Origin of the sequence: Ferrithrix thermotolerans DSM 19514 (genome assembly GCF_900128965.1) — a bacterium.
Classification (GTDB): Bacteria; Actinomycetota; Acidimicrobiia; order Acidimicrobiales; family Acidimicrobiaceae; genus Ferrithrix; species Ferrithrix thermotolerans.
Genome location: NZ_FQUL01000020.1, coordinates 1 through 19,621, shown reverse-complemented (window position 1 = coordinate 19,621; position 19,621 = coordinate 1). Strand labels below are relative to the sequence as shown.

The following is a 19,621-nucleotide window of genomic DNA, read 5'->3' as shown; positions in this document are numbered from 1 at the left end:
ACTCTCTAACTTTCATCCTGATCGAAAAAGTCATCCTCTAAAGTGCCGCTGTTTCCAACTATAGGTTTAGCAGGCTCTCTAACGCCCACAGAGATAGCAAGTCTCTCCCTCCCCGCCTTGACCGCCTTCAAGGTGTTGACGAGGGCTATCTCAAGGGCTGCTAGACGTTGGTCTGCGTAGTCTTCAGCCTCAAAGCGCATCTTTGAGGCCTCTTCCTTGGCTTCCTGAATGAGATGACGCGCCTTTAGGTTCGCCTGACGCATCACCTCCGTCTTTGACACAAAGGTCTCCGCCTGCGCTCGAGCCGCCTCAAGTATCTCCTCAGCCTCCAGCCTCACACCCTCAAGGTAGGACTCTTTATCTCGCAGAAGCCGTCTAGCCTCCATAATCTCCTGCGGGACCATATCGACGGCACGGTAGAGAAGGTCTAGAAGCTCTTCTCTTGAAACCATTACGGAGGAGGACAGCGGCACAGACTTCGCAGACTCTACAAGCGAGATGGCATAGCTCAAAATAGACGAAACGCTGTCGCCGCCACCAGGTACCTGACCTTGAGGGCTATCATCCGCCATCTGCACCTCCAAAGCGACTGGAGAACTCCTTGGCTACCGGAGGGGGAACCATCGCAGATATATCTCCGCCAAAGAGGGCTACCTCCCTTAGTAGCTTAGAGGCTAAGAAGCTATAGATAGACGACGTAGGAATAAACACCGTATCGATGCCAGAGAGCTGCCGGTTCATCTGTGCCATCTGCAACTCTGACTCAAAGTCCGAGACAGCTCTTAGCCCTCTAACTATCACAGTAACGTCCAAAGACCGTGCCAGATCTACCACCAGTGTCGACAGTGACACGATCTCGACGTTGTCAAGGTGGGAGGTGGAGGCCTCAATCAAGCTCTTTCGTTCTTCCAGATCGAACATGGGACTGGCTTTTTGCGGATTTCGCATAGCGGCGACCACAACCTGGTCAAAGAGTTGTGATGCGCGTTCCACTACCTCCAGGTGCCCGTTGTGAAAAGGATCGAAGGACCCCGGGAAAAGCGCTTTCTTCAACTCAAGCCACCTCGCTGTTCTTCAGCGCTCATAATAGTAACCACACTTCCGCCGTACCTCTTGCTCCTAAGCACAGTCCTTCCCTCTACAGCCTCAATCTCTCGATCAGACTCAAGAAGTAGGATCGCCGACCTTGGAGCACTCATAAGTAAGACACCCCACTCAGAGAACCTATAGGGAGGGTCACAGAACACAAGGTCGTATTGGTCCTTCTCGTCGTCACTCATACGCTGTAAGTACTCTAAAGCATCTAAGCGCACCACCCTTGCACGATCTTGCACGCCGAGTCTAAAGATATTTTCCCTCAGTACCTTAGATGCTTTAGACGACCACTCTACAAATGTCGCACTCGAGGCACCTCTAGACAGCGCCTCAAGGCCGAGTGCACCGCTACCGGCGAAAAGATCAAGGACTTTGGCCCCAAAGAGGTCGTACCTCGCACAGAGCATATCGAAGGTCGAGCTTCTTACCCTCGCAGTCGTGGGTCTGGTCGAGGACCCTTGTGGCGCTACAATACGCCTCCCCTTGTCGCTACCTGATAGGACCCTCACAAGGGTTCACTTTACCACCTAACAGCTTTACATGCGACTACGGCCGCAAGGACGCACTACCCCATAAAGAGGTACCTAACGTCTTCGTCTTTGAATAACTCTCGTATCTCCTCTTTGAGCTGTGGGGCACGAAACAGCGTGGGATCACTTGAGATCACAGCCTCAGCCACCTCACGCGTCTTTGGCACCATGTCTCTGTCTCTCACCAAAGACGCAAGTTTAAGGTCGTTGTTACCCCTCTGCCTCGTTCCAAAAATGGTGCCTTCACCCCTTAGCTCCAGATCTTTTTCTGCAAGAAAGAACCCGTCTGTGGATCGCTCAAGCGCTCGCAGACGCTCCTCTGCCTGAGACTTGTCAGAGTTTGAGAGCAGGTAACAAAAAGACTCCTTCTTACCTCGACCGACCCTGCCTCGAAGCTGATGCAGCTGTGCTATTCCAAACCGGTCGGCGTCTTCGATCACCATCATCGTTGCGTTAGGGACGTCGACACCAACCTCAATAACGGTTGTGGCCACAAGCACATCTATCTCATGGCAACGAAACGCCTCCATAACACGATCCTTCTCATCGGCTGACATCTGTCCGTGCATGAGGCCAACTCTCACCCCCCGTAAGGGACCTTCCTTCAGGCGCTCGAACTCCATCACCGCAGACTTAGCCACAACCTTGTCGGAGCCTTCAACCAAGGGGCAGACGACATAACCTTGTCCCCCTGCCCCTACCTCTTCTAACAGGTGTTCATAGGCGCTCTTGGTATCACCCGAGAGCCATATCGTCTTTATAGGAGTGCGGCCCGGCGGAAGCTGGTCTACCACACTTACATCCAGATCTCCATAGACAGTCATGGCTGCCGTCCTCGGAATCGGCGTCGCAGTCATAACCAAGGTATCGGGATCCCTCCCCTCACCCTGACGGTCACGAGCCCTAAGCACAGCCCTCTGATCCACACCAAAGCGGTGCTGCTCATCCACTACAACAAGCCCAAGAGACCTAAACGAGACCCCTTCAGACAAAAGCGCATGGGTTCCAACGACGATGTCAATTTCACCGCTTCGCACACCCTCTACTACGCTTTTTCTCTTTGCCCCAAGTGAACCCTTTAGCAGTCCGACACTTATCCTCTTCTCTGATCCCTGAAACAGGGAGTAGGTACTTTGGTCTTTCACCTCAAAGTCTTTGAGGTACTTAGAGAGTGAAAGAAAGTGCTGTTCCGCAAGAACTTCGGTCGGAGCCAACAGAGCCGCCTGCATGCCGCTTTGAACAGAAAACAACATAGAGACAAGAGCTACAAGCGTCTTTCCAGAGCCGACGTCGCCCTGTACGAGTCTGTGCATTGGAGCGGGACCTTCCATGTCCCGTGCAATCTCGGAGACCACCCTCTCCTGGGCCTTTGTGAGCGGGAAGGGTAGTGAGGAGATAAAAGCGCCTACGAGTGATACCCTTTCTGCCTTTTTACAAGCATACGGCGACACCTCATGAGTCACGCCACGAGACTCCCTCAAATATCTCGCCTTTCGGGCTACCAAGGTAAGCTGCAAACGGAATAGCTCATCGAATATCAGGCGCTGTCTGGCAGCTTTTGCTTGGTCCAAGGTCTCTGCAAGGTGAACGTAACGATAAGCCGAGTCTCTATCCAACAGGTTAAAGCGTTCGATTACATCCTTTGGCACTGGATCAAAGATGGAAAAGGATGGATCGCTAAAGACCGTTTTTATCGCCCTGTGGACATCCCAGGTGGATATATGCGCCTTCTCACTCATGGGATAGATCGGAACAATCACCCCGGTACGATCTCCGACTGTATCGACGATTGGATTGGTCATCTGAAACTGCGACCTAAAGCTCTGCAGCTTGCCAAAGACTGCAACCTCTCGCACGCTCTCTAACTGCCGTTGGCGCCACGGTTGATTGAAAAATACAAGCTTGCAGCGCCGATGTCCATCAGAAAGTTTCGCTTCAACCATGACCTTGCCGCCTCGTAGTCTTCGGCTACTTACGTCACTGAGCAGACCAAGAACTAAAATCTCCTGGTCCAAAGCGGCCTCAACTAGAGGCGACTGGCGCGTGCGATCTATGTAACGTCTTGGATAGTAGGTGAGGAGGTCGTACACGGACTCGACCCCCAAAGCACTAAAGGCTTTTGCGCGCACAGAACCCACCCCGTGGATGCGTTCTATAGGCAGCTGAAGTAACTCAACGATCGAACTTTCGCGCACCGTCGACACACTTTCGCACATATGTTCCAGTATAGGCTCAAGGTGTTACTCAATGGAGATCAAAAAGGGATAGTGTGGCTGACCTCCGTACAAAAGATCCACGCAGAGACTGGGAAATGCCCTGCTTAGCTCCGACTGAATCTTTTCAGCCTCATCTCTTTGAACCTGAGACCCATAGACCAATGTGACCAATTCATCGCCTTCGCACAGCATCACCTCGCAGAGAGCAAGGGTCGCTGCCGCTAAGTCATGGCTGGCGACCTCTACCTTGGAACGGTATATCCCGATAACCTCGCCAACTTCAAACCTTACATCCTGAGAGGAGACAACACCTGATCTTGAAGCATAGGCAATTTCGCCGAAGCGAACCTCGTCGATCTTTTCTTTGAGAACTGCTGCGTTCTCCTGGGCTGTCTTTTCGGGATTAAAGTCCAAAGCCAGGGAGAAGGCCTGTAGCACGGAGCTAGTAGGGATGACCTCCACATCCTTAGGGGAGAGGTCTTTCGCTAGGTTCGCCGCTGCAACCACATTTTTACTGTTGGGAAAGATAACCACCGATCTACCCCTTGCCTCGGAGATAGCTCTTAGAAGCTCCTCCGTAGAAGGGTTCATCGACTCACCACCATCGACAAGAACATCTACCCCAACAGAGCGCAAAGTCTCCGCAAGACCACTCCCATTGACCACCGCAACCATAGCCGATACAGTATCCCCAGCTTCAACGCTCGAGTGAACGTGGTTATCGGTCGATTCTGTCGCTGTATCTGACAACACCTCCATTGCGTGCTCGCCGATCAGCTCGTATAGATCCGACACCCTGATTCCGCTAATGCTTCCCACTCTGATTCCGCTTTCGATCGACGCTCCAATATCGTCACAGTGGATATGGCAGTTATAAACTCCATCTGACCCCACTACCACGATTGAGTCCCCTATCTCCGCCCACCTCCTCTTCATCTCTTCAACACCTTCGGAGTCAGCCTCGAGGAGAAACATCACCTCATACCTCGGTCCTCTACTCGAGCTGCTTGGGTCCACGTATGTAACTTCGTCAGAGATATGAGCATCGCCTTCACCGTCTTCTTCGAGCCAAGGGTGGCTTCTCAAGGAGTCTGGGAGATCCTTACCCAAAAACCCCATGTAAAGCGCCTCTAGAACATGCACGAACCCCGCACCACCGGAGTCCACTACGTTCGCCTTCTTTAGCTGCTCTAACATGTTGGGTGTCTCAGCCAGGGTCTTTCGGGCTCTTTCAAGAGACTCCCTGATCACCAGCTCTAGATCTGCCCCTGCACTTTTAGAGACTATAACCGCCTGCTTAGCTGCACTGGAGGCCACCGTCAAGATGGTGCCTTCCATGGGCTTTAGTACAGCTGCACGGGCTTCGTCAGCGGCTTTTTGCAGTGCCTCTGCCCATGCACTCACTAGCTCAGTGGGATCTTTTACCCGCTCTATAGAGGATGAGAGATGGGACACGAACCCTTGAATGATCTGCGAGAGGATGACGCCAGAGTTGCCACGCGCACCTAGAAGCGCAGCCTTTGAGATCGTCTTGGCCAGGACTGCTGCCTCTTCTGCCTGTCCTTGAACCTTCTTTAGAGCCTCGTTCACCGACCTTACCGTAAGCAACATGTTGGTGCCTGTGTCGCCGTCAGGAACAGGAAACACGTTGAGACGATTGAGCCTCTTGTAGTTTGCCTCTAACAGCTCTTCGAGCTTGAAGAAGCTTCTCTTTATGGCGTTCATCTCGTCGAAGTTTCTTTCATTCACTGCACAAATAGTAGTGCACAAAGCCCGATAGTGAACTAATAAATCCCGATACCCCTTCACTCACAACAACTAATTTCTCACATCACATGACAACAATAAGTGACATGGTTTTTTTAGATCGCTGTCTTCTCCAAAAACTGAGATCGTCGGTCCCCTTAGCTTGCCTCGGAATCGTTGCAGGTCAACGTGATCTTACCCGTCTATGAGTCCTCATCAAAACGAGGGCGTTATGCCGCTAATGAGCTACCAAGCCCTTATGCCCCTCGTACCTCTAAATGCTCCATAGGATTACACCCAACGGCTCGACAACATAAAGCACGAGATAGTCGCCTTTATATGTGCGATGAGCACCAGCCGACATCACCCAAGAGTCCTCAATATCCGTTGCATCTTTGGATGACGTCAAATTATCGATAACTGTCCAAGAGAGCTCGGCGGAGCGTGTAGAATAGGTCTTCCGTGTGCGACAGTTGAGGAGATAAAGTGGCAGCAGTATGTGAACTTTGCGGGAAGAAACCGTATTTTGGCATGAGTCTATCACACTCTCACAGAAGGAATAAAAAGAGGTTCAACCCCAACATTCAAAGGGTTAGAGCCGTCGTTGGTGGCGCTCCAAAGCGCATTTCGGTGTGCACCTCTTGCATTCGTGCTGGCAAAGTGAGCAAAGCCTAAAAGACGATGTCTCTCAGGGGAGAGGACGCTTACGACGCCGTACTCTGGCTCTCATTCGGTGGACCGGAGTCGAAAGAGGACGTAGTTCCATTTCTGCAAAACGTTACTCGTGGGCGCAACATACCCAGAGAGCGCTTAGAATTAGTTGCCCATCAGTACTACCTGTTCGACGGAGTCTCTTCCATAAATGAGCAAAACCGTGCGATGATCGAGGCGGTTAGGGAGGAGCTAAAGAGCAGAGATCTGGCGCTTCCTATATATTTCGGCAACAGGAACTGGCACCCCTATGTGGAGCACACTGTCGGTCAAATGATTACAGATGGAGTAAAAAAAGCACTCGTCTTCGTCACCTCAGCGTACTCCTCGTACTCCTCCTGTCGGCAGTATCGCATGGATATCGCGCGCTCTATCGAGGCTAACGCCGACACTGGTTCTATCGTCCTTCACAAAGTTCGTGGATTCTACAACCACCCCAAGTTTCTGAATTCGCTTGTCGAGTTGACCGTTATGACCTTTCGATCAGCAGGATCTCCTAGACCATCTACTACCGCTTTCGTAACTACCGCACACTCGATACCTTTAGCGATGGCCTCTGCTTGCGACTACGAAAGCCAGCTAAGGTTCGTAAACTCCTATCTAAAAAAGGAACTCGAACAGGCCCTAGGTAACACATACCGTGTCGATCACGCATTTCAATCCAGAAGCGGTCCGCCCTCCCAGCCTTGGCTCGAGCCAGACGTTGGAGACAAGATCGATGAACTCGCCAGCGAAGGTTTCAGTGAAGTAGTGGTAGTGCCGATCGGGTTTATCTCCGATCATCAAGAGGTTCGATACGACCTCGACACCCTCGCTAAGGAACGCGCAGAGACGGCTGGCGTAAATATGTACCGAGTCCCCACTGCCTCTAATTCTTCGCTTTTTATCTCTATGGTCGCCGACCTCATCGAGGAGAGACTCGCAGATCACGGCACACGCCTAGCCGTGGGTGCGGCCTTGCCTGACTTCTGCGAGGAGCACTGCTGTTTGTTCTCCGAGTAGTCACAGCGATTGATATGCAACTTTAGCTGGAGACAACCTCGCCGGTCAGCGTTACCTCTAAGATTTAGACGCTAACGCTTGGTGGCACCCACAAGAAGTTTTAAGACCCTAATCGAACGGACAACAAGGCTCCAAGCCTTTGAGTTAGATCCACATGCCACCTCTATAGGTATGAAGTTCAAGGGTCAACAAAACACGAGTACGCTTACATACTCCTCTTAGCGAAACCTGCGAAAAGTTCATAACAACGCCATACCTATTGGCAGATTGGCATTACCTGTGTTCCAAAGACACATAACACCTCACACACGACCCTCGAACAAGAAACCAAGCCGCTACCCCACTTAGCACCGCAACTACCAAGTGGCCTCAAAATGCGATACTAATCACCCGCTTAGGTAGCATCGTGACTTTTTTAGCTAGCGTAAGAAGTGCGCACCCCTCCGACGAACACCATCGGTCTGTGAACCTTGTTAGGGATTGCTCGCTTAGTAGCTAGTTGTTCCTGATCGTCGATCTCAACCGCTCAAGGTGATCCCAAAGCCTCTTGGGCAACTTAGGACCAAAAGAGTTAAAGTGCTCCTCGATAGATACAACCTCTTCGATAAGCTCAGATTCATTAACGTCAAATAGCTGAGTTAGGCGCTCTGGCTCGAGATTAAGACCTTCAAGGTCAAGATCCTCAGGCTTTGGAACTAGACCAAGAGGAGTAGAAAGAGCATCCACCTTACCCTCAACCCTTTCGATCATCCACTTCAGGACCCTGGAGTTCTCGCCATAGCCTGGCCATAAAAACCGTCCATCAGCGTCCCGACGGAACCAGTTGACCAGGAAGATCTTAGGTAACTTTGAATCATCTCCCGACTCACCCATAGCCAGCCAGTGCGCAAAGTAGTCGGCCATATGATAACCGCAGAAAGGCAGCATCGCAAAAGGATCCCTGCGCAGCTTGCCAACCTTGCCTTCAGCTGCAGCCGTGGTCTCCGACGCCATCGTTGCGCCCATAAAGACTCCGTGATCAAAGCTGAACGACTCCGTTACAAGAGGGACTAGGGAGGACCTTCTCCCACCGAACATTATCGCTGATATCGGTACACCATTTGGATCTTGCCACTCAGGTGCGATGGTCGGAGAGTTAGAGGCTGGTACAGTAAAACGGGCGTTTGGGTGCGCCGCAGGTGAACCCACAGAAGGGTCCCAGGGTTTCCCTTGCCAGTCCGTCAACTTTCCGGGCTCTTGCTCGATTCCCTCCCACCATACATCTAAGTCCTCAGTCAGTGCAGTATTGGTGAAGATAGTAGAGTGCTTTATCGTCTCCATAGCAACGGGGTTACTTTTAGAAGATGTACCTGGCGCCACCCCAAAAAAGCCCTTCTCTGGGTTCACCGCATAGAGCCGTCCATCGGATCCAAAGCGCATCCAGGCTATATCATCTCCTATGGTCTCCGCTTTCCATCCTTTCAGGGTCGGTACTAACATGGCGAGATTTGTCTTGCCACAGGCGGAAGGGAAAGCTCCGGCCACATAGTGGACACGCCCAGAGGGATCCGTTAGTTTCAGTATCAGCATGTGCTCTGCTAGCCATCCTTCCCGTCGAGCCACCGCAGTTGCGATTCGAAGAGCTAGACATTTCTTTCCAAGCAGCGCATTTCCACCGTAGCCCGATCCAAACGACCAGATCTCTTCGGTCTCTGGAAAGTGAGCAATGTATGTATTTTCAGGGTTACACGGCCAAGGAACATCTTCGCTTTCCTCGTCATCTATGGGTGCCCCCACACTGTGAAGACACTTGACAAAGTTACCGTCGTCCCCAAGACGCTCAAGAACAGTTCTACCAACCTCGGTCATATACATCATGTTTAGGACAACGTAAGCAGAATCCGTTATTTCAACGCCAATAATTGAGAACTCTGAGCCCAAAGGACCCATTGAGAACGGAATCACATACATAGTCCGTCCTCTCATTGAACCTTTATATAGATCTGTAAGAGTCGCTTTCATCTCCAAGGGAGACCGCCAGTTGTTCGTTGGGCCGGCGTCTTCCTGCCTCTCGGAGCATATATAGGTCTTGCTTTCGACCCGAGCTACATCTCGGGGATCCGAGTGCGCCCAGTAGGAGTTTGGACGTCTTTCCTCGTTCAGCCTTACGAGGGTCCCTGCTGCCACCAGCTTCTCAGCAAGCTCTTCAAACTGCTCCTGTGAACCGTCACAAAGGTAAACTTCCTTTGCTTCACAGTGATCGAAGATCTCGTTGATCCATCTTTGTAACTCAGGATGGGAGACAACAGTGGACATATCAAATCCTTCCAACGCCAAATGATTTTTCTATAAAAGTGCTTGCGTATTACAGCTAGGGTAAGTTTTACTCATTTTATATATAAACGCAAATACAAGGAACTGAGGTAGCGAGAAACTGAACCCCCAACCTTGGAATGAAGAACAACTTATCCGTAGGGTAACTGACGAAAACGCTAAGAAAGGGCCCCATATTGAAGTGGGAATAGGTGACGACTGTGCTGTGGTGGTCCCCCAATCTAAAGATCTTCTGCTCTGCAGTGATATGCTCGTGGAGCACACCCACTTCGAGACTTCATACTTTAGAGCCAGCGATATCGGTTTCAAGTCCGTTGTGGTCAACCTCTCTGACATAGCCGCTATGGGGGGTATCCCAAAGTACGTTCTCTGCGCAGTCAGCGGACCAAAAAACTTCCCAATCGATGAGGTCCTCGAGGGAGTTCAGATGGCCTGTTATACTTACAACGCTGACCTTGTAGGGGGAGACATCTCTCGTTCCACGGAGATAGTCGTTACAATAAGCGTTGTAGGCACGAGCAACAACCTTGTGCCCATGCTCAGGTCAAAGGCAGCGCCTGGCGACTCAATAGTTATCACCGGTCCAACTGGAAGGTCTTCAGCAGGGCTAAGAAGCCTTTCAAAGAAGGGGCAAAGACCAGAACACCCCAGTGAAGTTGAGCTGGCACATCTACGTCCCAAGGCGAGAGTAACAGCTGGACGTGTGGCGGCTGAGTTCGGCACCAAAGCTGCTATCGATATCTCAGACGGTCTCGCGCTAGATCTACATCGGGTTGCGGACGCATCCGGAGTCGGCTTTCAGCTCGAAAGAGTTCCCTTTGTCTCCCCTGCAACCGCCGAAGACGCTTTGTTCGGTGGTGAGGACTACGAACTCCTTCTGTTCCATCCGGATGGAGAACTACTCGTAGAGATGCTAGAAGAGGTCTTGGAGGGCACCCGTGCCACCGTCATAGGTAAAGTCGTAGAAGACCCCACAACTAGAGATCTACAGGGAGAGCCTCTTCTAAAAAGAGGATACTTGCACTAGGCAATCGAGTCAGTTAGGAAAAGTTCTACACCGCTCACAAAGTGGCGGTGCAGATCAGTGACATAATCCATTTAGGCGTGCTCAAACCAAGCGAACTGTTTGATTAGGCGCGAACCTTGTATAAATGCCTTTGGATCTCTACCAAAGCAAGCAGCTATGCGAGAGTAGCCCCTTCAGTCACCGCGTTAGGCTGTCCCGACTTGGTAGAAAAGACAGGCTTGGAGTGTCTCACCGTTGCAAGCTTGGTCTTGAGCAGAACCTTGATAACCGCCCATGCCGGATCAAACTCACGCCTACCGAAAGACAGTCTTGCAGCCGTAGGTGCCGCATGGTGATTGTTATGAAGGCCTTCTCCAAAGGAGATCAGGGCCAGCCAGTTGTTGTTTGTCGCCAAATTACGATAGGGCCTCTTTCCGTACGTGTGGCCGATTGCATTAACGGCGGCAGAGATTCCAAGATAAGAGACCACGTGTACCAAGGAACCAACAAGAGCAACCTCCCACCCTCCAATGAGGTAAAGGATTGCAATTCCAATGCCAAGACCTAAGAGGGAACGATCCAAGAGCTTCTCATCGAGTTTGTCGCCCACAAGGTCCTTGGCGTACTTATCGACCGTGGCTCTACGATTCGCCTCTCTTCTGTAGTAAATGACGTTTCCAAGCTGAACCTTCCAAAAACCTAGGACCCATGGTGAGTGTGGGTCTGGATCCTCGTCGGTAAAGGCGTGGTGTTTTCTATGAACGGCAACCCACTCTCTTGGGCGGATACCGGTTGTAATCCAAATAACTAATCGAAAGACTAACGCTAACCTCTTGTCCATCGTTAGCGACTTGTGCGCCAAACCTCTGTGCAGATAGATTGTCGTTGCCATCACAGCGAGCTGTGTTGTTGCAAGGCCTAATATGACCCCTAATATCCATGAATTCACTTACCTATCGTACCTTCGAAACAGTGGATATATCCCTCTATCTCTAAGAAATATCGTTATGGCTCCGATAAGCGATCCGTCACCTTAGTCTCTGCTTTTATTTTTCGGTAATCTTTGCCGCACTGATCTTCTTGGCCCCATGTCGCATCCATAAAACCCCTAAGAGGGCGGTCAGATCAAAGGCCAGAGATACGAGACCGGAGTAAGTCGGATGCAGTGAATCCGTCAGAACCGCTATCAACTCTACGGCCCCTATCGCTAACAGCACTCCAGCTTGAGCCAAAAGAGGCGAAGAGAAGATCTTCTTGAGTTGCTGCTGCTCTGCACGGGCGATCTTGAGCGACAGCGCATTTTGATATAGGCCGAGACAGGACGAGCCCTTAGAGCTACAGCTATCGCATGGTGAACTTTTACCAGAGTCGCAAGAGCCACCTGAAGAGGCCTTAGAACCATAGATGTTTTGCTCTTTCACGTAACGGTATCCCACATACTCGCCTAAGAGCAAGACCGCCGCCACGATAACAACGAAAACAAGACCCGATGTCCTGAGAACCGCTGCAGCTAGAGCAGCTAAAGACACGACAAAAGAGACGGAGGACTGGGTAAGAACCAGTCGCATGCGACTCAGTTTGGCGAAGAATACCTCAACAGCGATCTCAACTGCATCTGCGAGACCCTCATCAGCCTTGTTCATACAGCCTCCCTTGGAACACCTCGAAGTCTTAGGGCATAGGCTAGAACAAATACGTCTGTGAGGGTAAAGCCCAAAAACCCAACCGCCATGAGGAGCGAGGCTGATCGCTGATAGTTATCCAGGTAGGTTAGGCCATAAAGTGACGCCAGAAAAAAGAACGATATCGCCACCAGAGCTGACACAATGAGTACCTTGGAATTAGTAGGTCCCACCACTATCTGAAGATAGACCACGGAGACCGCCAAAATACTCGCAAGTACGATGTGAAGCTGCAAAGCTGTAATACCCGAGGACAGTCCCCACTTGACTATGTCGTATGATGCCCCTAGATAGTTGTTATCGTTGTAGCCGGGATGGTCTTTGGGAATATTATCGTAGAGATTCATCCATATTCCGGCCAAAAACTGAACCGAAAGCACAAAGGCAATCACAACGGCACTTACAACAGTTTTACCGTACGCTCGCATCACCTTATCGCTTTTCAATGAACCTTCGATCACCTAACAACCCCTGAGAGTCTCGAATCCTTTGCACCTAAAACTAAGTTATCAGATGAAGGTAGTAATGTACTACCTTATAAAGCCCTGAACAGCCTCTGCAACCAGCTGAACAGCGATAGCTGCCAATAGAAGTCCAAAGACCCGGGTTAGCAACATGATCCCACTTTCCTTTAGAATCTTTATAAGTTGAAGGGAGAATCTAAGCGATAGCCACAAAATAACAAGTACCGAAAGGATCGCAGCGACGAGGGCTACTACGTCTCCTCCACCTCTTATCTCCTTTACAAAGACGATTATCGCAGCTATCGCGCCTGGTCCTGCGATAAGAGGAGTGCCTAGAGGAACAAGCGCCACAGAGACTTCATCAAGTGCCGTCGGCTTGGAAGCCTGACCGGTAAGGAGCTCTAGAGCCACGAGAAGCAGTAGAAGTCCACCGGACCCTTGTAACGCTGGGATCGTAACGCCTAGGTAGTCAAGTATCTGCTTGCCAAATAGTGCAAATACACCGATGCCCCCTCCTGCCACAAGAACCGCTTGAAATGCAAGCTTCTTCTGGGAGGAGGTCTTAGATCCACTCGTAAGAGAAAGGAATATTGGCACATTCCCTAAAGGATCCATGATTACCAGCAACGTGATAAAGACCTGCGTGAAAAACTTAATGTTGAAGGTTGCCATCTAGCCTCGTACCATCTGGGGATTCGGTACCTACAAGTTAGCTCTTAGATATACGACTCAATCCACCCTATGCAAGATTTGCATTGTCTTTGGATGTCTTTGATCCTTCACATTGCTCGAATCGGCACTTGTAGGTTTTTGGTGGTATTGCTAACGTTAGAGGTATCAGAACCTTGGGGTCAAGCAGGAGGTTGGGGTGATGGATCGAGGGATAGGCAACTGGGCAAGGGAACGAGCTAGGTTGTCGGGGGATCAGATCGCACTAAGCACCAAAAATGTAGCTATTTCCTACACCGAACTTGACACAAACAGCAATCGTCTAGCAACCTCGTTGGTCTCTTATGGGGTTCGTCGAGGCGATCGAGTTGCGCTGTTTTTAGAGAACTCACCACAGTGGATCGAGATACTCTTTGCAGTTTCGAAACTCGGCGGAGTCGTAGTCCCCCTCGAGGCTTCACTAAGAGTTGATGACCTGGCCTTCGTCATCGAGGATTCCAGTCCAAGGGTACTTTTCACCTCTGAGTCCGGCTACGAAACTGTTCAAAAGGCACTCAAATCTGTATCTTGTGAGATGGATCTAATCGTTACGACAAACATGGCAAGATCACCCGTCGCCGACTACAGCGCCCTGCTAGCAAGAGGAAAGCCAAGATTTGAAAGTAACCACATCGACGACACCGAGACGGCCATGTTGGCCTATACGGCCTCCCAGGCACTTCGACCACAAGCTGTCCAACTCAGCCATCGCAACCTAGAAAGCCATACGGTGTCGATGATAGCCACCCTAGATGAACTCTCTAGCAACGATGATACATTAACCGCAGAGCCGCTCTCATCAGTTCTGGGTCTCACGACCTTTGTACTTCCTCTTCTCTATCTTGGAGGGACCGTTCATATAGAACACGATCTAGGCGCTTTCTCAATCGCTGACGCGATCAATCGCACCCAGCCCACAGCGCTGTCGATGTCTTATAGGAACTGGCAGGAGATAGCTAGGCGCCGCGCGCTCGTCGAGCCAGTGTCCCTAAGATACGCTCTCGTCACCGAGGGAGTATTAGGTGCAGAGGAGAGCGATCTGCTGTACTCAATGGGGATAGACCCAAGGCGCACCTACGGTCTAAGCGAGGCCTCTGGGATCGTCACTGTTGATAATCCATGGTCCTGCTCCAAAGATCTCACAAGCAGAGGTAAGGCTATCTTTGGCACAGAGATACATGGATCGTTCGACTCAAAGCAGTCTTACAACAAAGGTGGTAGAGTCTCTGAAATATCAATTGCGAGTCGTTCTGTCACAAAGGGTTATTGGCTCTTACCCTATGAGACATCTAAGGTTATAGGCGACGGAGTCCTAAGAACTGGCGAGATCGGCACTGTCGACGCTCTCGGGAACCTTCACTTAGAAAGTACAAGTGAGAGGTGGCAAAAAATCGGTGGACGTCTCTCACACAAGGAACTGGAGGTAGGCCTTGCGAGCGAGGAGTTCATAGGCGAGGTAGTAGCTATCGACCTTTCACAGATGAACGGCACCGACGCTTTTTTGATAGCTGTTACTCCATCAGATCACAGCTCTTTCTCAGAGACTGAGTTGAGGAGGCGCCTGAAAGATCAGTGGAGCTTAGAAGGAGTGAATATAGAGATTATGGTCTTAGACGAGATGCCGCGATCCGCATCAGGAAAGTTGCTTCGGTCCCAGATAGCCCGCATGTTCTTCAAGTACACCGGGACACATATGCGACCTGAGGAAGGATCCAACACCGTCCTTCATCGGGAGTAGCTCCAACTAAGATACATCAACCCCGGCTCTGCGCTCTTTCGAGTGAAGATGGCTCAGTAGAGCGAAAAACGACGAGGGCAACGGAGAGTAGTACTCCGACGATCACTGCGGTCTCAATCGCCAAGCCAGAGAGGAGAAGCACAAGAAACACATACATCGCAAAACCGAGCAGAATTCCGTAAACGAACGGTTTCTTTCTTTGCCAGAACGACTCACTCATACGGATAACCTTTCCATGCCTCATACGTATCGTTAGAATCCATCGGATTAACTCTTCCGACCATTTAACGATTTTGGTGCTGACACAGTCCTAATAACAAACCCCAGTGCTTCTTTAGTTCATCTACTCCTCAGGTTCATCCACATCCCATAAGATATCCGCAGGGTCGAGGCGACGATGATCCAAACTCCAACTGCCATCGTAAGTGCCGAAAGTGTAAGTAGTGGAAATACGAGTAATAAAGTGCCACCAATCACCGAGAGGACGCCTAACGCTGCAAGGAATCGGGCAAAGTTAGCTGCTGGGCTCGCTGCGCGGAGACGAAACTCCATCACGCCTTGGAATATCAGCCCCACGCCAGTGAGGGAGCCCGCAAGCACCAACGCATACTTTGGATTGAGGAGGAAAAGCCCACCGAGGATTGCAATTACTACCCCAGTAAATCCCCCTATAGAGACAATGGGACGGGACAAAATAACGGAGGTTACGAACAAAACGATTAGGCCGAGGAAGACAACTGCTAGCCCCAACATCTCCCCGATCGCAGTATCAACAAATCTAGGCACGGCGACAAAGATCGCCCCCAGGAGCAAGGTGGCAAGACTAGGCACAACGCTTCGAAGCGAAAGTAGGTGAGCATCTCCATAGCTTTTGCTTTCAAAGTCACCGTGATAGTAGTGCTTAGGATACATGTTCATCATCTCCTAAGTCCACGTTATAAAGAACCACTTTGGCGAACAATAGTTTTGCATAACTTCACAGAAACCTCAATGCCCCTTTGATAATTTAACCTAGGTACCTCTTGGTCAGCCCCCGGCATGCCAAGATCACCCTAAGACTCTGTTATTGTTGAACTATGATTCCTAGAGCGCAATTCGGCAACACAGGGCACTTGAGCACCAAGATCATCTTTGGGGCAGCAGGTCTAGGCAGTTGCTCACAGGCCTTCGCAGACGAGGTGTTTGATACTTTAGTGCGCTATGGGGTCAATCACATCGACACCGCTGCTTCATATGGAAACGCTGAAGAGCGTATCGGTCCATGGATGAAGGAACATAGGTCGAAGTTCTTCCTTGCAACTAAGACAGAGGATCGAAACGCCGACGCTGCAAGGAGATCTCTAGAGCGTTCTTTGTCACGCCTTAGGGTCGATAAGGTCGATCTAATTCAGCTCCACAACTTAGTCGAGGCTGACGAGTGGGAACAGGTACATAGAACAGGAGGTGCTCTTGAGGCGCTCGTAAAGGCAAAGGACGAGGGCTTAGTCGACTACATAGGTGTTACGGGTCATGGAACACGCATCCCCGCCATGCACATTAGGTCTCTAAAGGAGTACCCTTACGACTCAGTGCTTTTCCCATACAACTACGCTATGATGTCCGATAGTTCTTACAGAGAGGACGTGGAGGAACTACTTGTAATTTGTGAAAAGCAGGGGGTTGCGGTGCAAGCGATAAAGTCTATCGCCAGGGGCCGCTGGAATAACACCTCTCCTGACACCCCTCACTACAGCTGGTACGAACCGCTTACCCACGCTGACGCAATAAGACGTGCGGTACACTACGTTCTTAGCAACCCACAGCTATTTCTGAACACCTCCAGCGACTATCGAACGTTAGATCATATATTGAACGCAGCCTCACTCCCCATCTCCGCTCCGGCAAACATCGAGATGGAAGATGACGCTCGAGAGTTTGGTATCAGCCGTGTCTTTGATGGGCACGATCTTGAACGAATCTGAATGATCTAAGTCCTCGCTGGTCAACACAAACCGTAGCGGTACACGGTTAATCGGTCACCATAGTTTGAGCGGACCCAATTGGAAAAGTTCAAATTCTTGCACATCTCCAGTCTTCATACCGCAGGATTTGATTGTCTTAGCGAACCCAAATAGTAACTTAGAGCTCAAGTCGCTTAGTACAGACAACTTTCCGCTAGTTCTTTCGACGCCAAGGGTATATCAAGATACTGCGCCGCTGAATCTTCGCTTTTACGAAGAGGTAGACCACTTTGCCATTGCGACTCGGTGGGTCCACGGCTTTATGGCCCGGTACGCTCGCCTTACTAGAGTTAAACTGCTTGTCCTCACACTTCTAGTCGCATGGTAGAGTACCACAAGACACGAAAGCTCCTTGGACGATACCTCCCGAATTTCCTCGGCTGCTACTGGCAATATATTTGCAAGAGGTCTGTCGCACTTCGTTCCAAAACCGTTATTTAGCGAACCTAGACCATGCATATCGAATACACACGCCGACCCTCTCATCACCAAAATCCATGGCTATAACTTTCCGAGCAGACATGCAACCAATGCCGGCGCAATTACAGCGGGAATTAGGCTCTAACGCCACCAACTAATGACTATCGTTGCTTTAGTCGCTGGTCTTTGTCTAGTGTTTAGCTACATTTACGTAGAAGTCCACTACCCCGGATAGATGACCGGAAGACCTGCTCTCGGAGCGTTAGTCATAATCATCTTCTTCAAACTTGGGACTTCGATTTTTCTAAGATTTGCCCCAAACCATCCAAGAACGCAAGCTATGGTGGATCTTTCAAACAAAAGACATCGACCAACAATCGATCACTTTGCACAAACCAATGTCAGATGAGCTACCTAAACAAGGTGATTGACCTCCTGAACCCGAGGTGACAGTTTCCTGGCGGCTAAATACATCTTGCCAGGCAACTTTGAGATCGGGATCGACCCTAAATCTCAGGAACCTTCCATCCCATTCCTTCAGCGATCTCCTTGCAGGTTGGACAGAGGGGATATTTCTTTGGGTCACGATTAGGTACCCAGGTCTTTCCACACAACGCAGTACAAGGAGTACCAGTTACAATGGCCTCAGTCACCGCCGAAGCAGGAAAAACAATATGAGCCATGCGGTCGCGCTCTTCAATGTCGGTTTCTCCTGGAAGAAGCCGGGTAAGTTCATCAACACTTGCCATGAAACCAGTTTACCGTGCGAGAAATCGTGAGACCGCCGACGTTAACAATCGCACCTCTCAAATATTCCTATGAAACTTCATAATTTTTTTATATGTCAGCTTGACTTAGGGAAGGATCTACACCCAAGTCCAATACCTAGGCATTGGATAACGCATCCAATGCGGCAGTACAGAGATCGACGCCCTACCATCCTTGCGTTACCGTCTCGCCAGCTACCACCAGCACAACGTGTGAGAACCTCGATTAGTAATATCGCTAAGCATAGTACGATGACGACCTTATTCTCTAGGAGCATTTACTTCACCGACAATGGAGATCTCTTGGGAAATTGCAAACTCACTTAGGTGGTTGCAAACCAGTGGCATTAATGACACTACTGGATTACCAACCTCTCCCTTCTTCAACTGCGCTGCGTCACAGCCCTCTGTCCCAGAGATGCGAGAATTCCCTGTTTACAGACGTGTTGCCAACGCCTTTGTGAGTGATACGACTGCTATCTTCTACTCCCACGGCGATCTTGCGCCGGGCTTTGAAGTCGTTGGCAATCAATTTCACATACATTGTCAGTGGTCATAAGTTTCAAGATTGTGTGCTTGCAAGACTTCGGAGCCCGGCTGCATATTCGGTGAGAACGGTATCGATGATCGGTACGCAACCTTTGAAAAGAAAGGCTCAGACGATCCCTGCCTCGGTGGGCGAGTTTAAAGGTACATGGAGAACGACGCCCTGGACGGCTACCTTAGCAGTTTCAACACCACGTTTCCTATTTACGGCTGAACGCCGACACGTTGCCGACACTTACGTCTCGTAGCAGAACGCACCATCACCATCGCGCACAAAAAGAGCTAACTGCGAAAAGCCCCGCATCAACGATGACGTTCTACTGGAGTCAGGGCTGCGAACCACCTCTCTACCTGATTCATCCAAGAAGAATACGTTGGTGTGAAATGGAACACAAATCTCGGATGGGCAAGGAGCCAGGTTCTCACCGACTCGGTCTTATGGGATAAGTAGTTGTCTAAAACGACGTGAACTCGTAAGCTCCTTTTGGTACTTGTCGGTCGATGAGCTCTAAGAACTGATAATGAATTCAACTGCCCTCTTGGCAACCGTCATCTTGGTGATAACCTTGCCGGAGGCGACATCAAGGGCAGCGTAGAGATTACTAATGCCATTGCGCTTGTACTTAGGTGTACGACGCAGAGGAACCCCTGGCACCATTGCAAGCATGGGCTGGGTA

The 19,621-nt window shown here is 50.4% G+C and carries 19 protein-coding genes; 5 read left to right on the top strand and 14 right to left on the bottom strand.

Annotated elements, in window-relative coordinates; all coding sequences use genetic code 11:
• Nucleotides 1-5 precede the first annotated feature (5 nt).
• From BUA24_RS07350 to BUA24_RS07330, 5 genes are read right to left on the bottom strand one after another with little or no spacing between them, the layout of a single operon-like run.
• On the bottom strand, nt 6-572 hold the full coding sequence (locus tag BUA24_RS07350; RefSeq protein ID WP_143146454.1) for an ATP synthase subunit B family protein: 567 nt from the start codon (nt 570-572) through the stop codon (nt 6-8).
• Entirely contained in the window at nt 562-1,053 is a 492-nt protein-coding gene (gene coaD / locus BUA24_RS07345) for a pantetheine-phosphate adenylyltransferase (RefSeq protein ID WP_072790695.1), read from the bottom strand. Before coaD ends, BUA24_RS07350 begins: the two co-directional genes overlap by 11 nt.
• Nucleotides 1,050-1,604, bottom strand: a complete 555-nt coding sequence (gene rsmD / locus BUA24_RS07340; protein WP_072790692.1) for a 16S rRNA (guanine(966)-N(2))-methyltransferase RsmD — start codon at nt 1,602-1,604, stop codon at nt 1,050-1,052. Before rsmD ends, coaD begins: the two co-directional genes overlap by 4 nt.
• Nucleotides 1,605-1,660: 56 nt before the next feature.
• On the bottom strand, nt 1,661-3,841 hold the full coding sequence (gene recG, locus BUA24_RS07335) for an ATP-dependent DNA helicase RecG (protein ID WP_072790690.1): 2,181 nt from the start codon (nt 3,839-3,841) through the stop codon (nt 1,661-1,663).
• A 24-nt stretch (nt 3,842-3,865) separates the two neighbouring features.
• Nucleotides 3,866-5,590, bottom strand: a complete 1,725-nt coding sequence (locus BUA24_RS07330; protein WP_143146452.1) for a DAK2 domain-containing protein — start codon at nt 5,588-5,590, stop codon at nt 3,866-3,868.
• A gap of 483 nt (nt 5,591-6,073) precedes the next feature.
• Here BUA24_RS07330 and rpmB point away from each other — a divergent pair, with 483 nt between their 5' ends.
• The gene (gene rpmB, locus BUA24_RS07325; RefSeq protein WP_072790685.1) at nt 6,074-6,262 is read left to right on the top strand and encodes a 50S ribosomal protein L28; all 189 of its coding nucleotides are present in this window, start codon (nt 6,074-6,076) and stop codon (nt 6,260-6,262) included.
• Nucleotides 6,263-6,268: 6 nt separating this feature from the next.
• Complete coding sequence (hemH, locus tag BUA24_RS07320; protein WP_072790682.1) at nt 6,269-7,300, top strand: ferrochelatase; 1,032 nt, start codon at nt 6,269-6,271, stop codon at nt 7,298-7,300.
• A 495-nt stretch (nt 7,301-7,795) separates the two neighbouring features.
• On the opposite strand, the gene BUA24_RS07315 is transcribed toward hemH, so the two are convergent.
• Complete coding sequence (locus BUA24_RS07315) at nt 7,796-9,595, bottom strand: phosphoenolpyruvate carboxykinase (GTP) (RefSeq protein WP_072790680.1); 1,800 nt, start codon at nt 9,593-9,595, stop codon at nt 7,796-7,798.
• A 118-nt stretch (nt 9,596-9,713) separates the two neighbouring features.
• Here BUA24_RS07315 and thiL point away from each other — a divergent pair, with 118 nt between their 5' ends.
• Nucleotides 9,714-10,640 (top strand): thiamine-phosphate kinase, encoded by a 927-nt coding sequence (gene thiL / locus BUA24_RS07310; RefSeq protein WP_084660304.1) that lies wholly within the window; start codon nt 9,714-9,716, stop codon nt 10,638-10,640.
• Between the two features lie 154 nt (nt 10,641-10,794).
• Here the strand turns inward: thiL and BUA24_RS07305 are convergent, their stop codons facing one another.
• The 4 genes from BUA24_RS07305 to BUA24_RS07290 all read right to left on the bottom strand — a co-directional run bounded on the left by BUA24_RS07305 (nt 10,795) and on the right by BUA24_RS07290 (nt 13,437).
• Entirely contained in the window at nt 10,795-11,568 is a 774-nt protein-coding gene (locus BUA24_RS07305) for a fatty acid desaturase (RefSeq protein WP_072790674.1), read from the bottom strand.
• Nucleotides 11,569-11,665: 97 nt separating this feature from the next.
• Complete coding sequence (locus BUA24_RS07300; protein WP_072790671.1) at nt 11,666-12,262, bottom strand: hypothetical protein; 597 nt, start codon at nt 12,260-12,262, stop codon at nt 11,666-11,668.
• Nucleotides 12,259-12,762, bottom strand: coding sequence for a hypothetical protein (locus BUA24_RS07295; protein ID WP_072790668.1), 504 nt, complete (start codon nt 12,760-12,762; stop codon nt 12,259-12,261). The genes BUA24_RS07300 and BUA24_RS07295 overlap by 4 nt, the downstream gene beginning before the upstream one ends.
• Nucleotides 12,763-12,831: 69 nt before the next feature.
• Nucleotides 12,832-13,437 carry a MarC family protein gene (locus BUA24_RS07290; protein ID WP_072790666.1) on the bottom strand — a complete coding sequence of 202 codons (606 nt, stop codon included), beginning with the start codon at nt 13,435-13,437 and terminating at the stop codon, nt 12,832-12,834.
• Nucleotides 13,438-13,636: 199 nt separating this feature from the next.
• On the opposite strand from BUA24_RS07290, the gene BUA24_RS07285 reads away from it, so the two are divergent.
• Nucleotides 13,637-15,211: a class I adenylate-forming enzyme family protein gene (locus tag BUA24_RS07285; protein WP_072790663.1), complete on the top strand. Its 1,575-nt coding sequence runs from the start codon at nt 13,637-13,639 to the stop codon at nt 15,209-15,211.
• Between the two features lie 16 nt (nt 15,212-15,227).
• Here the strand turns inward: BUA24_RS07285 and BUA24_RS07280 are convergent, their stop codons facing one another.
• Nucleotides 15,228-15,431, bottom strand: a complete 204-nt coding sequence (locus BUA24_RS07280; RefSeq protein WP_072790660.1) for a hypothetical protein — start codon at nt 15,429-15,431, stop codon at nt 15,228-15,230.
• A 119-nt stretch (nt 15,432-15,550) separates the two neighbouring features.
• A complete protein-coding gene (locus BUA24_RS07275; RefSeq protein ID WP_072790640.1) occupies nt 15,551-16,123 on the bottom strand; it encodes a DUF308 domain-containing protein in 573 nt (190 codons plus the stop codon).
• A gap of 164 nt (nt 16,124-16,287) precedes the next feature.
• On the opposite strand from BUA24_RS07275, the gene BUA24_RS07270 reads away from it, so the two are divergent.
• Nucleotides 16,288-17,172, top strand: a complete 885-nt coding sequence (locus BUA24_RS07270; protein ID WP_072790637.1) for an aldo/keto reductase — start codon at nt 16,288-16,290, stop codon at nt 17,170-17,172.
• A 965-nt stretch (nt 17,173-18,137) separates the two neighbouring features.
• Here BUA24_RS07270 and BUA24_RS07260 read toward each other — a convergent pair.
• Nucleotides 18,138-18,380 (bottom strand): DUF3039 domain-containing protein, encoded by a 243-nt coding sequence (locus BUA24_RS07260; protein WP_072790616.1) that lies wholly within the window; start codon nt 18,378-18,380, stop codon nt 18,138-18,140.
• Between the two features lie 867 nt (nt 18,381-19,247).
• A complete protein-coding gene (locus BUA24_RS13400; protein ID WP_072790613.1) occupies nt 19,248-19,475 on the bottom strand; it encodes a transposase in 228 nt (75 codons plus the stop codon).
• Nucleotides 19,476-19,621: the final 146 nt, after the last annotated feature.